This is a genomic window from Chitinophagaceae bacterium C216 (genome assembly GCA_028485475.2).
Lineage (GTDB): Bacteria > Bacteroidota > Bacteroidia > Chitinophagales > Chitinophagaceae > Niabella > Niabella composti.
The window spans coordinates 1,074,825-1,090,574 of sequence record CP144143.1; the positions used below are offsets into that span (position 1 = coordinate 1,074,825).

The window sequence follows — 15,750 nt, forward strand, 5'->3', positions numbered from 1 at the left end:
TAATTGAATAGGGAAAAAGAAAATACCCCTGCTGCACAAGCAGAACAAGCGGAGCATCGTGCTTCGCAGAATACCCTTTTTCCCGTGTTTTTAAAACTGGAAACATTAAATCTGCTAATTATCGGTGGAGGAAATGTAGCGCTTGAAAAGTTACAGGCAGTTCTTCAAAATGCTCCCGCAACGCGCATAAGACTAGTAGCTATCGATATTGCTCCTATGGTACGCGAGTTTGCTGCATCATTCCCTAATATAGTTCTAGAGCAGCGACCTTACCTTAAAGAGGATATACAACAAACAGATTTGGTAATTGCAGCTGTAAACGATCTGGATGTTGCGGCTCAAATTCGAGAAGATGCGGCTGATTGCGGAAAGCTGATAAACATTGCTGATAAGCCCGAGCTCTGTGATTTTTATCTAGGCTCCATCGTAAAGAAAGGTAATTTGAAAATCGCCATATCCACCAACGGGAAATCTCCTACAATTGCAAAGCGGCTGAAAGAAACCCTAAATGAGGCAATTCCCGAAGAGATTGACGAGGTGTTGGATAATATGCAGCAGCTACGCAATCGATTATCTGGCGATCTTAACCATAAGGTGAAAGTCTTAAATAATGTAACCCGTTCTTTAGTATCAAAGCCTCAGGAAGCATTGGACGCCTTGGAATCGGATGACAATGTAGCTACCGATGTGGTAAGTTCTACAGCAATTGTGGCTAAAGCGCAAAAGAGTACCAACTGGTACCTGATTATAATGGGTGTGGCCTTATTAATTGCTTTAAGCGTCTATGCCTTGTATTCTTTTGATTTGATGCTACCCATTCTGCAAGCATTGAATAAGGATAACCATATGTTTTACTGGATGCTGCTAACCGGCTTTTTGGCCGAAATTGTTGCAGGATCCATGGGTATGGGTTATGGAGTCATATGCACTACTATATTGCTGATGCTGAATGTTCCACCGCCTGTTGTTAGCGCCAGTATTCATTCTGCAGAGTCTTTTACTACCGCAGCAGGAAGTATCAGTCATATCAAATTGGGTAACGTCAATAAGAAATTGGTTAAGGCTTTGGCTATTCCCGCGGTTATTGGTGCCGTTATTGGTGCCATATTGCTCACTTACCTGGGAGAAAAATATGCTGTAATTATCAAACCATTTATTGCGGCCTATACTTTGTATCTGGGTGTGCGTATTCTCATGAATGTTTTAAAACCTAAAAAAGAAGTAATCAAAAAGAACAAAACCTCAAAAGTTTCGTTGCTGGGTTTTGTAGGAGGTTTTATTGATTCATTTGGAGGAGGTGGTTGGGGGCCTTTGGTTACCGGTACCTTAATGAAAAATGGAAGAACCCCTCGATATGTAGTAGGAAGCTCTACGGTGGCCAAGTTTATTCTTACCGTTACGAGTGCTATCACTTTTATATTTACCATCGGTGTTCAGCACTGGAATATTGTTGCAGGACTGCTGATAGGAGGAATCATTACGGCTCCTTTTTCTGCGATGCTTACCTCCAAGCTGCCAGCAAGAAAAATGTTTTTTGTTGTGGGCATAGTGGTGATCATTATGAGTATTATTACTATTTATCGAGCCTTATTCCTATAAAAATTTTTTAAATTATTATCCTACTAATTTTGTAGACTAATAATATTTCTTTATTTTTGCCCTTCAAAATTTCAATATCATGTCTTCATTTCAACATGCAAGCAATAGGCTTTATCCTATGAATAGGAAACACGAATGGCGATGTTGTATGTGTTCCTGAATAACTAAGCTTTTTATTTAGTTTATTAGTCTACTGATTTTGTAGATTTTGCCGGATGAAAGAGGTCGGTACAGGGCTTCTTTGTCATAAAACGATCCAAAAATAAGAATCATCAATAACTATATAACAATGCGAATTAAACATTTGAAGAGTCTGTTTTTACTGCTAGGAAGTTTTTTGTACGGAGTATTGCATGCTCAATTGACAGGCAAAGTAATTAATGAAAACAATAATCCTATTGAAGGAGCCAGTGTAGTGATCAAAGGAACCACTCAAGGTACACAAACCGATGCGAATGGCGTATTTACCTTATCGTCTGTTCCTAAAATTCCCTTTACGATAACCGTATCTTCCGTAAATTATACTACAAGAAATATATCAGTTAGAGAGTTGGAAGATACCCTCACTGTAAGGCTTCAGATTTTGTATCAAGTAGATACTTTAGTAATCACTTCTCGAAGAAGACGCGAATTACTGCAGGAAGTACCGATTGCAGTTTCGGTAGTAAGTGGTAAACAAATTGATGAAGCTGGAGCTTTCAACATCACACGCGTTAAAGAAATGGTTCCTTCCTTGCAGATGTATACCTCCAATCCCAGAAACACGGGTATTAACATCCGCGGCATAGGTTCTCCCTTCGGGCTTACCAATGATGGTTTAGATCCCGGTGTGGGTTACTATGTCGATGGGGTGTATTATGCAAGACCGGCCGTTGCTACCCTAGATTTGATAGATATCGAGCGAATTGAAGTCTTGAGAGGTCCACAGGGAACACTATTTGGAAAAAACACAGCTTCGGGTGCCATTAACATTACTTCTCGCAAGCCCAGCTTTGTACCTGGAGGTACCCTGGAAGTAAGTTATGGTAACTATGGTTTTATACAAGCCAAAGCTTCTGTAACTGGACCTCTCACTCGAAATCTTGCTGCACGCGTTTCGTTCTCAGGTACCCAGCGAGATGGAACCATTCATAACATTGCCACAGATAAATACACTAATGACATCAATAACCTGGGTTTAAGAACGCAATTCCTATATAATGTTTCGGACAATACATCGGTTACGCTGGCCGGAGAGTACAACAAGCAAAGGCCTGATGGCTACGCTCAGGTTGTTGCCGGTGTAGTAACTACAAAACGTCCGGCATATAGACAATTTGATGCCATAATTGCCGATTTGGGTTATACATTACCCAATATAAATAAGAACGGTAAGATCGATGCCTTTATGCGCGTAATTGATCATGATACTCCATGGAACTCCGGAAATGAAATTGGTGGCGCATCATTGAATATCGATAGTAAAATTGGCCCCGGAACACTTACAGCCACTACCGCATGGAGATACTGGATTTGGGAACCCTCCAACGACCGCGACTTTACGGGCCTTCAAGCATTGGCTAAATCGCAAAACCCAGCCAAGCATAAAAATATCTCGCAGGAAATAAGATATGCTGGGGAATTATCAGATCGCTTGAGTGGTGTGATTGGTTTATTTTATCTAGGACAACAGGTAAAAATAACCGGTACCGAAGAGTCGGGTAGAGATCAATGGCGATTCTCTCAAAGTTCTAATAGCGATTTATGGAAGACTCCCGGCTTGTTTGATGGCTATGGTATAAACACCAATTCTTCCATTCGCTCCAAAAGTGCGGCGGTATTTGCCAACGTAGATTGGGAGCTTATTAAGCACCTGCATTTGCAACCCGGTATCCGCCTTAACTACGATGAAAAAGTGGTAGTATATGATCGTAAAGCTTATGGAGGTTTGCAGACAGACGATCCTGCGCTGCTCGCTTTAAAGAATAGTGTGTATACCAGTCAGTACTATGAATCGGACGCCTATGAACGCAACGTTACTTACAATGTTACGCTTGCATATCGTCCTTCTACTAAAATCAATGCCTACGGAACCTTTGCTACAGCTTATAAGCCGGTGGGGGTAAACGTGGCAGGCTTACCTACTATCAACGGTCAGCCAGCAACCGATTTAGCTGTCATTAAGCCAGAGTACACTAAGCATTTTGAAATAGGTATTAAAACACAGCCTACAGCAGATCTAACGTTCAATATATCTGCATATAACTCTAATATTAAAGATTATCAGACCAATGTACAGTCGCCTGAATTAGGTGTTAATAGAGGCTATATTGCAAATGCAAATAAAGTACGTATAAGAGGTATTGAGGCTGATGCTTCTTATAGGCTCAATCATCATTTTAATTTTTACGGAGCCCTTACCTATTCCGAAGGGAAATATGTGAAATTTATCAATGCTCCTTTACCACTTGAGGAGACTGGAGCCACCAATGAAGAAGGTGTTCAAGTGGCATTCAAAGATGTTTCAGGTGGTCCGCTACCTGGTATTTCAAAATGGGCTGGCTCAGCCGGCGGTGAATATTCTACACCCTCAGCATTGTTTGGGCGCCCCAATAGGTTCTTTATAGGCGCTGATGTCTTTGCTCGTTCCTCTTTTTCTTCTAGTCCTTCTCCATCAGCGTTTTTAAATGTTCCGGGTTACGCCATCGTAAATGCACGGCTGGGCTTTAAAGCCACACGCGGACTGTCGGCCTTTGTATGGGCACGCAATCTGCTGAACAAAGATTACTTCGAGCAGTTGTTGCCCGCAGGAGGAAATGCCGGACATTATGCTGGTGTGTTGGGAGATCCACGCACTTACGGACTTACCTTAAGCTATTCTTTTAACGGTAAGCATTAAACTTTTTCCTATTCTGGCAGTCAATTAAAGGCCTGCTGTTTTTACAGCAGGCCATATTTATTTTTAGTAAGAGGGAGTATACTGATTTTTTATAGGTTTTTTCAACAAAAAACCTAATTTTTGAACGTCAAAGCAAGGATATGGGAAAATGGATAGCGATTTTTTGCCTGTTTTTATATATTTCAGCTGCCAGCCAGAACGGTAAGGAATTATATTTTCAGCCCTCATTTGCACAAGGAGCTTCGGCTTCAAAAATGTTTGAGGAAGTAAAATATATTCCACTGCAGACTACCAAAAAAAGTCTTTTTGGTCGTATACGCGAACTGATCGTCTCGGATGCGTATTTTATTATATGGGACACCGACACTAACTCTATCTATTTTTTTGATAAAAATGGAAAATTTGTAAAAAAATTTCGTCCTCATAAATGTATCATCAAAACCATTCAGCTTGATAGAAAGCGGAATGCACTTTTCATCTCCGGCTTTAATAAGCATTTCAATTTTTCCCGGGCCGAGGTGGAAAAAATGATGTCCGATCCCACGAATAAATCCTTTGCACGTTATACCTGGTCGGGTTACTATGATTTGAGTGATATCCATAAAGAAAAAGTAGAGGTTATTAAAGATTTTAGTTTGGCTCTCGTAACCCCAACCATTTTTGATAACTGGTGGGCTTACAGCTTTATTTATGCCAACAGACGGTGGAACGAGGATACTGATTATGAATTGAAAATATATGATGGCACTAAAACTATTAAACAATATTTCCCTTACAATAAAAAAAGCGGAGCCATCTATTATAACCCAGGAAAGATTTCTTTTTTTCCTGTAGAAGACAACGAGATGTTGTTGTTTACGCGTCCGTATGATTACAGCATCTATACACTGACAAAGGACTCTGTGAGTCTTCTGTATAAGTTCATATTGCCGTTAGAAAACTCATTGCCCAAATCATTTTTTGAAATGCCTTTTCGTTCTAAGAATGATTTCGATGAGTATAAATACAAAAACGGAAGCTTGGTCTGGGAGTTACGAAACGTATATAAAATGGGGAATTATTTGTTCTTTTCGCTCGATTATAACAAGAGCTACAGAGAAAAGCATTTCATGTATGATGAGGGTACAAAGCGCTTTTACAATATGGGGCGCGTAAGTACTGACAGTAGCACTGCCTATCTGCCTTTATTACAAAATGGTATTCAGTACTGTGATAACGAGTATTTATACACCAGTATCTCCTCATCCACTATGTTTCAAACGAGGGACAATACTCAGCGTCGCTCTCCCCAATACACTCCCGAGATAAAAGAATATTTTGACAAAGGTGATCGTACGGATAACCCTGTCATCATTCAGTTAAAACTTAAAAATAAAATTGGATGATGCGAGTACTACTGGTAGCTTTCATGTTTGTGATAATACCTACATGGTTGCATGCGCAAAAGGACACTACGCAGATAGGTTCTATTATGGGTATTGTGAAGGATTCGGCAGATGATTATGCATTACAGGCGGTAACCATTACTTTGTACAAAGCACCTGACTCAACGCTGCTGAATTATAAGATTACTGGCGATGATGGAGCATTTCATTTCACTGATCTGCCATTATTAACACCTTTGTATCTGAATTTTTCTTTTACCGGTTATAATACGCTTTCTAAGAAGATTACGTTGGACAGTGCTAATAAAAATTACGACTTAAAAAATGTGTTGTTGTCCCGACGTCAAGGCGAAATGGAAGAAGTGGTAGTTAAAGCCGTCATTCCTATTACCATGAATGGGGATACCTTAGAGATTAATCCGGGTGCTTTTAAGCTCGATTCCAATGCAGTAGTGGAAGATATGTTGCGGCGTGTGCCCGGTATTACTATGTGGGGCGACGGTACGATTACCGTAAATGGAAAAGTGGTGAATAATGTATATGTAGACGGTAAACCATTTTTTGGTAATGATCCGGCCTTAGCTACACAAAATCTACCTAAAAACGCCATTGACAAAATACAGGTATACCGTGAAGAAGATTACTCGAAGGATAATTTTGATGATAACCCGGCAGACTCTCTCCTTACAATGAATATTAAACTGCGCGCAGATAAACGAAAAGGCTATTTTGGGAAAGCCGGAGCGGGTATCGGTACGGACAGAAGGTATGAGGCTGATGCATCGGTATTAGGGTATACCAATAAGCTGCGTGGGGGATTGGCAGGGAGTATCAATAATATTAATAAGACCGCAGAGATGCAGGAAATGTTCCGACAGAGCACTTATAGAAATTATAATCCTAACAACCGTTATGTGGCAAATTTCGGAAGTGCCGGTATCAACAAAGTGCTAACGCTGGGTGGGAACATGCAATACAACTTTATGGATGATGCCAATAGCAGGTTTAGTAATCTTTTGACGGCCAGCTATAATTTCAGAACTAATAACAATTTTGTTACTTCTAATACAGATTCCAGAAATAGCGCTAGCTCGAGAGTGTTTTTGCAGGAATCTGAGCAGGAAAGTAACTCACGCGGTTCTAGTCATAGAGCGAATGTGGGATATAATAAACGTGATGCAGAGAAGGATTTGAACATCAGTGCGAGTTTTAATGCTTCTGAGAATGACCGAACCTCCAGAAGCCTATCTTCCAAATCGGAAGAGGATGCAGGTTTGGTAAGCCGTAGTGCTTCGGCTACTCAGGCAAATAGTAGCAGCAACAGCCTCAACTTTTCAACTTCGTTTCGTAATAAGGATGATGATGACCGAAATCTGCGTAGCTTCGGTCTGAATTATAACTTATCCTACAGCGAATCAAAAGGAGAAAGTAATACGATTACTGACTTTGTGTCTTTCGAAGATCCTTCCCAGAATAGATATTTCAACAGGCTTAACCTTAATAATTCTTCAAGCTTTACCACCAGTCTTGGAGCTAATTACAACGCCCTGAAACGTTTGCTGTTTGGAAACTTTAACCTGTGGGGTATTAATATGGTTGTGACTAATAATATTAGTTTCTCTCGCTCCAACGACTCTAAAAATGTAAGCGACTATGATTCCTTATCCTCGACATATATTACAAATGATTCTTTGACTAACTATCTGCAGGTAGTTAGGGTGGTTGATAGGCCGGCTCTGCGTTTATCTAAGAATTTTACTAAGCGATTGTCCGATCGTTTTCAGCGGTATATCAATCTGGCTGCAAATATTCAGGGACAGTTCCTTTCTGAAAAAACGGAGTCAGATATTATTTATCGAAACTTGGACCGTTCTTTCCGCTTCTTTACACCATCGGCTTCCGTTTCGTACAACTATCAGAGATTTAACCGATATACTGTTGAGATGAATTTGTCGGGAAATAGATCTTCCGGTATTCCTTCCATTGATCAGTTGCGCCCTATTATCGATAGTAGTGTCAATACTTATGCCATCAATCTCGGTAATCCTAACTTAAGGCCATACCAAACGAATGCGCTGGACTTCACTTTCAACTATCGCCGCGAACAGTCTGCTCGCAAGGCCGATTATCACTTAACAGTCAACGCCGGTATGAATAGTATTGATAATGCTATTACGGATAGTAGTTATTACGACAATAGCGGTCGCAGAACTACTTATCTTATTAATATGAGCGGCCGTCGTGTATATAGTGGGGGATTGAATGCTAGAACTTCTATTAAACTGAAGAATAACAAAGTACTACAGTTTAGTTATGCTTTCAACATTTCCAATACTACTTCTCCTAACTATGTAGATGCTATTTATACCGTTAGTAAGGCAAATAATATTCGTAATAATATTGGTGTATTCTATACATTGGGGGACTATGGTACAATTGACCTGTCTCAAACTATCAGTACCAACAGTAGTGTACAAACAGGTAATAACCTGCGCTCTCTGAAAGCCGTTAACTATATTACCAATGCTAATATTAACCTCAATCCTATTAAAGATCTTACCATAAGTAACTCGATTGACTATGTAAAGAATAGTACTACAGGACAATCTTCTACACTCTGGAATGCCTTTGTTACCTACCGCTTTTTGTCAACCAAACAAGCCGAAGTAAAATTCTCTGCCATGGATATTCTAAAACAGAATAAAAACATTGTAACAACGGCAGGGGTCAACAACCTAAGTACTACTGTTTCTAACGGTTTAAGGCAGTTTTTCATGGTTACGCTTTCTTATTATCCTCGCCGCTTTGGAGGTGGCAGAAGCCGTGGTGTGCGTGTGGAAGGAGGAAGTGAATTGCGTGAACGCAGGCCGGAGATGAGAAGACCAGAGCCTTCGCGTAGTAGCAATATTAGAAGGCGTTAAGAAAGATTTTTAAGAACTCTTGAGATGGTGTTTTTATCGCGTTTATTTTTTGTACTGACATTGTAAATAATATATTCATTTTTATTACGCCTCGACTTGCTTTCTTTAGATGAGATATTAAGGAGGTTTTTTATCTAAGAAATGTCTTTTACTTTTTAATGCTCATGCGATGAGGGAAAATGACGTAGTGCTATGTTAGTGAATAACGGCGGTAATGAGCAAATACCTGTTTAATAACTAAAACTAACTAAAGCAGCCCAATGTCTATAAGATTAAGCAAGCACTTGCTTTGTTTCGTAGCGATTGAAACTAAAAGATGATCCTAATAGAGTACATGTTCCTGATGATATTGTACTCAAATTTTAGATTAGGGTAATATCGAAATTGATCGGGGAAGCAATCTACGGTTTTATATTAAGAGTTTAAAGACTTCAACGTTTGTAGCAGTTGCTTTAAGGGGATACAAAACATGCTAAATTGGAATCGAGCGGCAAGGTGGGAAATTGTTTGTTGCTTGAGGATGTGATGAAATAAATATATCTGTATGTCGTAGTTGCATCGAGCAAGTGGATAAAATGAATAATTATTAATGCAATGTGCAGGGAAAATAAAATTTAAATGTTAAAACATTATTCAATGTATAATTAATATAGAATCACTGTATAGCCTTTGCTTTGTGTATAGATGCAGTGAAGAGGGGTAAAGTATGAAGATGGATTTATTGTTTCGAATTTTATTTACATAATATATGTATATATACATTTGTACTAGTATAAGACATTTATTTTAATAATATCTATTGTTTAATTAAGCAACTACTCCTAAAAAATGAGAAAGCTTACTTTAGGACTGTTCGTAGCCCTTTTATTTACCCCAGCTCTCTTTATCTCAAGACCGTCCTTTTATTACTAAATGGCAAGCTGATGGATCTGGTCAGATTTCATTTAAAGCCCAAACTGCTGGAGATGTCACCTATACGGCAAAGTTTAGTACGGGTAGTGGTTATGATAGTATTATGGGTACTTTTAACAAGCCAACAATGGAGGATGCTGAGGGATTTGTATCTATATCCGTCCTTCCTTCAGGAGTTGATGTCGAATTGCGTTTAGGGCCGCAGAACTTGAATGCGGTTAATATGTTTGGCCCTAATCTTCAAGAAGTATCGCAATGGGGCGATGTAGTGTGGTCATCGATGGCTTCCGCATTTGAAGGCTCACCTGAAATGGATATAACAGCAACGGATATTCCTAATTTGGCGCAGGTAACCGACATGAGCTTTATGTTTTCCCAGTGTGAAAAGTTAACCGGTCCTAATAATATTAATGACTGGGATGTGAGTAATGTTACTAATATGCGAGCGATGTTTCAAGCCGCATTACTTTTTAACCAGCCTTTGAATGATTGGGATGTGAGTAATGTGACTGATATGGAATGGATGTTTTATTATGCGTCTTCTTTTAATCAACCCTTGGATCAATGGAAGGTGCATAATGTGCAGGCTATGGTGGTAATGTTTAGTAATGCAAGTTCTTTCGATCAGAATCTGGGGAGCTGGGAGTTGCATCTTAATAATGAATTGGCTTCTATTATTCTTGGGCTAGACAACTCCGGTATAAGTTGCGAGAATTATCAGTATTCCTTGTTAGGTTGGGCTACAAACGGTAGTAGCCCTGCTACGGTGAGTGCTAGTGGTCTTACCTATGGTCCTTCTGCGGATTCCGTTCGTGCGCTGTTGATAGCCAATGGATGGATAATTCAGGGCGATGAGTATGACGAGGAATGTAATGCAGTCCTTCCTGTTGTCTTTGGAGATGTGAAGGCAATATTAAAAGGAGGTAGTCTGATAGTTAACTGGGCTACCCTTACAGAGCTCAACAATGATTATTTTGAGGTAGAAGTATCCACCGACGGTAAAACCTTTACTTCGATAGGAAAAGTATCCAGTCTGGCCAAAGATGGTAATTCTGATCAACCATTGGAGTATACCTTTAGTAAAGCTGTTTCTAAAAATGCCTTGTTGCTGGGTGTAGCTGCATTGGCCTTAGCAGTAGGTAGTTTTGTAGCAGGTCGTCGCAAATTGGGAACTATGCTGTTGTGGGCATGTTTGTTATTGGGAGGAGTATCGGTATCTTGTAGCAAGAAAGATAGCGTGGCCTTAGTGGAAGGTAAGGATATATATGTTCGCATCAAGCAAGTGGATAAGGACGGTAGCTACAAATACAGTAAGGTGGTGAAGGTGATTGTTGAGAATTAATTTCGCTTTTAAATAGTATGTGAAAAGGTCGGCATTGCTGACCTATTCATTTTAGGATATATCAGCTATAAAATGTGAGTTTCGCTCAATAAGCAAAAACAATCAAAGGCGGTATTGCATGTTTATTGGCTTTTGGTCAAAAAAATATGTAATACAGAAAGCAGATATTTTATGAAAATAAAATGCTCAGGAGACTTAATAGATGTTTAAATAGTGAAGAAAGAGATATAGAAAAGAGTATGATGGCACCTACTAAAAGCACACCGTTGAAGTAGGCAGCTTCTTTTGATATCTCACTGAAAGTCAACAGATAACTGTTTTTGCAATCGGCATGAAGTTCGTTCTCTATCTTTTTAAGCTTTTCTGCTTATATTTGCGTGCAATCAGGCGGATTTGTTTATTGTTCAGCCTGTATAAAAAAATTGAACTAATAAACGTTATGAACCCTTCCCCCCAAGTTCCCGCGTTTACATATAGTTCAATCTCCGGTATTTATTTTTTAAAGCTTACAATTTTAGTATGAGCTGTATTAGAGATTTATTAAATCAGCGCATTTTAGTGCTGGATGGCGCCATGGGTACAATGATTCAAAAGTATAAGCTAACCGAAAAAGATTACCGGGGGGACCGCTTTAAAGATTGGCATACCGATGTAAAAGGTAATAACGATTTATTAAGCATTACCCGCCCGGATATTATAAAGGCTATTCATACTGAGTATCTGAAGGCCGGTGCAGATATTATTGAAACCAATACATTCAGTAGCACCAGCATCGCTCAGGCCGATTACGATATGCAGTCGTTGGCCTATGAGCTTAACGTGGCTTCCGTGAAATGTGCACGCGAAGCTATTGAGGCGTTTCAGACTACTCCCGAAGGCAAGGACCGTGGGCCACTGTTCGTAGCAGGCGCTATAGGTCCCTTGAATAAAACCCTGAGTCTTTCTCCCGATGTAAACAATCCGGGTTATCGGGCCATTACTTTTGACGAGGTGGTAGAAGCTTATACAGAGCAAATCAGAGGACTAATTGATGCAGGGGCAGATTTTCTGCTCATTGAAACTATCTTCGATACGCTCAATGCCAAAGCGGCTATTTTCGCTGCGAAGAACTACTTCCGTAAACATCCTGATGCTAAGCGTGAAATAATGATTAGTGGCACGATTACCGATGCTTCGGGTCGTACATTAAGCGGACAGACTGTTGAAGCTTTTTATATTTCCATCGCGCATGCCGAGCCGTTGAGTGTAGGGCTAAACTGTGCTTTGGGTGCGAAAGATATGCGTGCGCATATCGAAGAGCTCTCTCAAATAGCAGCCTGCTATGTTTCGGCCTATCCCAATGCAGGTCTGCCTAATGCCATGGGCGAGTATGATGAACAGCCTGCAGAAACGGCAGCTTTTCTGAAAGAATGGGCCGAGAAGGGATTTGTTAATATAGTGGGTGGCTGTTGTGGCACGACTCCCGACCATATTCGGGAAATTGCTCAAGCCGTAAAGGGTATTCGACCAAGACCTTTGCCCGTACTGGAAGATATAGCGTAAAGCGTACGGTGATGGACAAATTTTTTGTAGGATAATTAGAGAATAAGTAAACATTTAATTAAAACTTTTATAAGTTGACCAAAATACAACCATATCTGCGTCTTTCGGGTTTAGAGCCGCTGGTGGTAAGACCAGAAACGAATTTTATCAATATAGGAGAGCGTACCAATGTAACCGGGTCGAAGAAGTTTGCAAGACTTATCAGAGAAAACAAATTTGAAGAAGCATTAAGTGTAGCCCGCCAACAGGTGGAAAATGGTGCGCAGATCATCGATATCAATATGGATGATGCGCTGCTGGATGGTGTTAAGGCTATGACGACCTTTATTAATTTGCTACAAAGCGAGCCAGATATCTGTCGCGTACCGTTGATGATCGATTCCTCCAAATTTGAAATTATTGAAGCCGGGCTGAAATGTGTACAGGGAAAATGTATTGTCAACTCTATTTCCTTAAAGGAAGGAGAAGAAAAATTTATTGAACAAGCAATTATCTGTCAGAACTATGGAGCCGCCGTAGTGGTAATGGCTTTTGATGAAAAAGGGCAGGCCGATACCGAAGATCGTAAAGTAGAAATATGCCATAGGGCTTATAAAATACTCACAGAAAAAGTAGGATTTAAACCGCAGGATATCATATTCGATCCTAACATTTTTGCCATTGCTACAGGATTGGAGGAGCATAATAGTTATGCGGTAGACTTTATCAATGCTACCCGACGTATTAAACAACTGATGCCTTTGGTAGCTGTAAGTGGTGGTGTAAGTAATCTGTCTTTCTCCTTCAGAGGTAATGATACGGTTCGTGAAGCTATGCATTCTGTGTTCTTGTATCATGCCATTAAGGCCGGCATGAACATGGGCATTGTAAATGCAGGACAATTGGTGGTATATGATGAAATTGATCCGCAGCTTCGTCAGCTTTGTGAAGATGTGATATTGAATAGAAATAACGAAAACAACGAAGCTACCGAAAAGCTATTGGCCTTTGCAGAAACTGTAAAAGCCAAAGGAAAATCAGAAAAGAAAGATGATGCCTGGCGACAAACCACAGTGGAAGAGAGATTGAAGTATGCTTTAATAAATGGCATCACCGAGTATATAGATCAGGATACGGAAGAAGCACGCCTCAAATATGCACGTCCGCTTGAAGTAATTGAAGGGCCGTTAATGGACGGTATGAACGTGGTGGGTGATTTATTTGGCGCCGGAAAAATGTTTCTTCCTCAGGTAGTAAAAAGCGCCCGAGTTATGAAAAAAGCGGTTGCATGGTTGCTGCCATTTATTGAACAAGAAAAGCTGGATAATCCGGCAGCCACATCGGGCAATGCAGGTAAGATTGTAATGGCTACTGTAAAAGGAGACGTGCATGATATTGGAAAAAATATTGTGGGTGTGGTGTTAGGATGCAATGGTTATGAAGTGATTGATTTAGGGGTGATGGTTCCGGCTGATAAAATTCTGGATACGGCTGAAAAAGTGAATGCCGATGTTATAGGACTGAGCGGACTGATTACACCCTCTCTCGATGAAATGGTGCACGTGGCACAGGAAATGAAGCGCCGTAATATGAAGCAACCTTTACTGATAGGTGGTGCTACTACATCGCGCATGCATACTGCCGTAAAAATAGCTCCTCAATACGATAACGGTGTACTACATGTACTGGATGCATCCAGAAGTGTCACAGTCGTAAGCGCTTTGCTAAGCAAAGAAAAAGAGGAATTGCTGGAGAAAACCCGGCAGGAATACGAAGCGCTACGTCAGCAGTTTGCTAATAAGCATCAGAAAGAGCTGGTTCCATACAGTGAGGCGCTGGCAAATAAAGAAGTACTAAACTGGAACGATTATCAGCCGGTACGACCTGCCATCAATGATGTGTTGGTGTTGAAAGATTACGACTTGGCTGAAATTGCTGAGTACATCGATTGGGGACCTTTTTTCATCGCCTGGGAGATGCCAGGTCGTTTCCCGGAAGTATTATCAGATAAAAATTTTGGGAGCGAGGCGACTAAACTGTATAATGATGCCCTTAGGATGGTCGATCGTATTGTAAAAGAAAAATGGTTTACGGCCAACGGTGTGGTAGGTTTCTGGCCGGCACTAAGTAATAATGCAGATACTGTAACACTTGCAACAAACAAGGGTGAGGTAAGGCTGGAGTTTCTACGTCAACAATCCAAAAAGGCACAAGGATATTATAACTTCTCATTGGCAGATTTTGTAAAGCCTTCAGAAGTAGGAGAGGGTACGGATTATATGGGCGCATTCGCAGTTACTATTCATGACGTAACAGATAAGGTTGCCCAATTTGCCACTGAGCTGGATGATTACAATAAAATCTTGGTACAAGTACTAGGCGATAGATTTGTGGAGGCTTTTGCCGAATGCTTACATGCAAAAACACGTAAGGAATATTGGGGGTATGCTAAAAATGAAAATCTGTCAAATGAAGAATTAATTAAAGAAAAATATCAGGGCATTCGTCCTGCCCCCGGTTATCCAGCTTGTCCCGATCATACTGAGAAAATTAAACTTTTTGATCTGTTGAATGTGACGGAAAACATAGGCATTCAACTCACGGAAAGTTTGGCAATGGATCCTCCCGCATCTGTATGCGGATGGTATTTTGCACATCCGAAAAGCCATTATTTTGGTGTAGGAAAAATCAATAGGGATCAGCTTGAAGATTATGCAGCACGCAAAGGTATGAGCCTTGAAGAAGCCGAAAAATGGTTAAGGCCGGTACTGGAATAAAAAAGTTTATTTCTTTTTTCTATATTTTATTTCAACATTCACTACGCCGGCATTAATCATGTCGAGCCGTTTAGCTGCTCTTTTGCTGAGGTCAATAATGCGGCCTTCAACGAAGGGGCCACGGTCATTAATACGTACTTTTACTTTTTTACCATTGGAAAGATTTTTCACTTTTACTTTGGTGCCAAAAGAGAGTGTTTTATGCGCGGCGGTAAGTTTACGTTGGCTGAAAGTTTCGCCGTTAGCGGTTTTGCGTCCTGCAAATTTATCCGCATAATAAGATGCCTTACCCGCTTCTGTTACTTTTTGGCTGCAAGCTGTTCCTAACAGTAAGACAACGAATAAGAGATAACTTATTTTTTTACGTATACAAGGCATTTATCAAAAGTAATTAATCTTAAGACTTCTTGTTACA

The 15,750-nt window shown here is 40.3% G+C and carries 8 protein-coding genes; 7 read left to right on the forward strand and 1 reads right to left on the reverse strand.

Annotated elements, in window-relative coordinates:
- Positions 1-3 precede the first annotated feature (3 nt).
- The 7 genes from PIECOFPK_RS04425 (at position 4) to metH (ending at position 15,335) form a co-directional block, all read left to right on the forward strand.
- Positions 4-1,599: a TSUP family transporter gene (locus PIECOFPK_RS04425; protein ID WP_330973201.1), complete on the forward strand. Its 1,596-nt coding sequence runs from the start codon at positions 4-6 to the stop codon at positions 1,597-1,599.
- Between the two features lie 289 nt (positions 1,600-1,888).
- Positions 1,889-4,477: a TonB-dependent receptor gene (locus tag PIECOFPK_RS04430; RefSeq protein ID WP_409966607.1), complete on the forward strand. Its 2,589-nt coding sequence runs from the start codon at positions 1,889-1,891 to the stop codon at positions 4,475-4,477.
- Positions 4,478-4,617: 140 nt separating this feature from the next.
- Positions 4,618-5,862, forward strand: coding sequence for a 6-bladed beta-propeller (locus PIECOFPK_RS04435; RefSeq protein ID WP_409966608.1), 1,245 nt, complete (start codon positions 4,618-4,620; stop codon positions 5,860-5,862).
- Positions 5,859-8,783, forward strand: a complete 2,925-nt coding sequence (locus PIECOFPK_RS04440) for an outer membrane beta-barrel protein (protein WP_330973204.1) — start codon at positions 5,859-5,861, stop codon at positions 8,781-8,783. Before PIECOFPK_RS04435 ends, PIECOFPK_RS04440 begins: the two co-directional genes overlap by 4 nt.
- 1,039 nt (positions 8,784-9,822) lie before the next feature.
- Positions 9,823-11,037 (forward strand): BspA family leucine-rich repeat surface protein, encoded by a 1,215-nt coding sequence (locus tag PIECOFPK_RS04445; protein WP_409966609.1) that lies wholly within the window; start codon positions 9,823-9,825, stop codon positions 11,035-11,037.
- A 519-nt stretch (positions 11,038-11,556) separates the two neighbouring features.
- On the forward strand, positions 11,557-12,579 hold the full coding sequence (locus tag PIECOFPK_RS04450) for a homocysteine S-methyltransferase family protein (RefSeq protein ID WP_409966610.1): 1,023 nt from the start codon (positions 11,557-11,559) through the stop codon (positions 12,577-12,579).
- Positions 12,580-12,653: 74 nt separating this feature from the next.
- Positions 12,654-15,335 carry a methionine synthase gene (metH, locus tag PIECOFPK_RS04455; RefSeq protein ID WP_409966611.1) on the forward strand — a complete coding sequence of 894 codons (2,682 nt, stop codon included), beginning with the start codon at positions 12,654-12,656 and terminating at the stop codon, positions 15,333-15,335.
- Positions 15,336-15,341: 6 nt separating this feature from the next.
- On the opposite strand, the gene PIECOFPK_RS04460 is transcribed toward metH, so the two are convergent.
- Positions 15,342-15,713: a septal ring lytic transglycosylase RlpA family protein gene (locus tag PIECOFPK_RS04460; protein ID WP_330973209.1), complete on the reverse strand. Its 372-nt coding sequence runs from the start codon at positions 15,711-15,713 to the stop codon at positions 15,342-15,344.
- Positions 15,714-15,750 lie beyond the last annotated feature (37 nt).

Excerpts from the sequence above, each read along its gene's own strand:
- PIECOFPK_RS04440 (WP_330973204.1), top strand. The coding sequence starts at position 5,859 with ATGATGCGAGTACTACTGGTAGCTTTCATGTTTGTGATAATACCTACA.
- PIECOFPK_RS04460 (WP_330973209.1), bottom strand. The coding sequence starts at position 15,713 with ATGCCTTGTATACGTAAAAAAATAAGTTATCTCTTATTCGTTGTCTTA.
- PIECOFPK_RS04435 (WP_409966608.1), top strand. The coding sequence starts at position 4,618 with ATGGGAAAATGGATAGCGATTTTTTGCCTGTTTTTATATATTTCAGCT.
- PIECOFPK_RS04445 (WP_409966609.1), top strand. The coding sequence starts at position 9,823 with ATGGAGGATGCTGAGGGATTTGTATCTATATCCGTCCTTCCTTCAGGA.
- PIECOFPK_RS04450 (WP_409966610.1), top strand. The coding sequence starts at position 11,557 with ATGAGCTGTATTAGAGATTTATTAAATCAGCGCATTTTAGTGCTGGAT.
- PIECOFPK_RS04430 (WP_409966607.1), top strand. The coding sequence starts at position 1,889 with ATGCGAATTAAACATTTGAAGAGTCTGTTTTTACTGCTAGGAAGTTTT.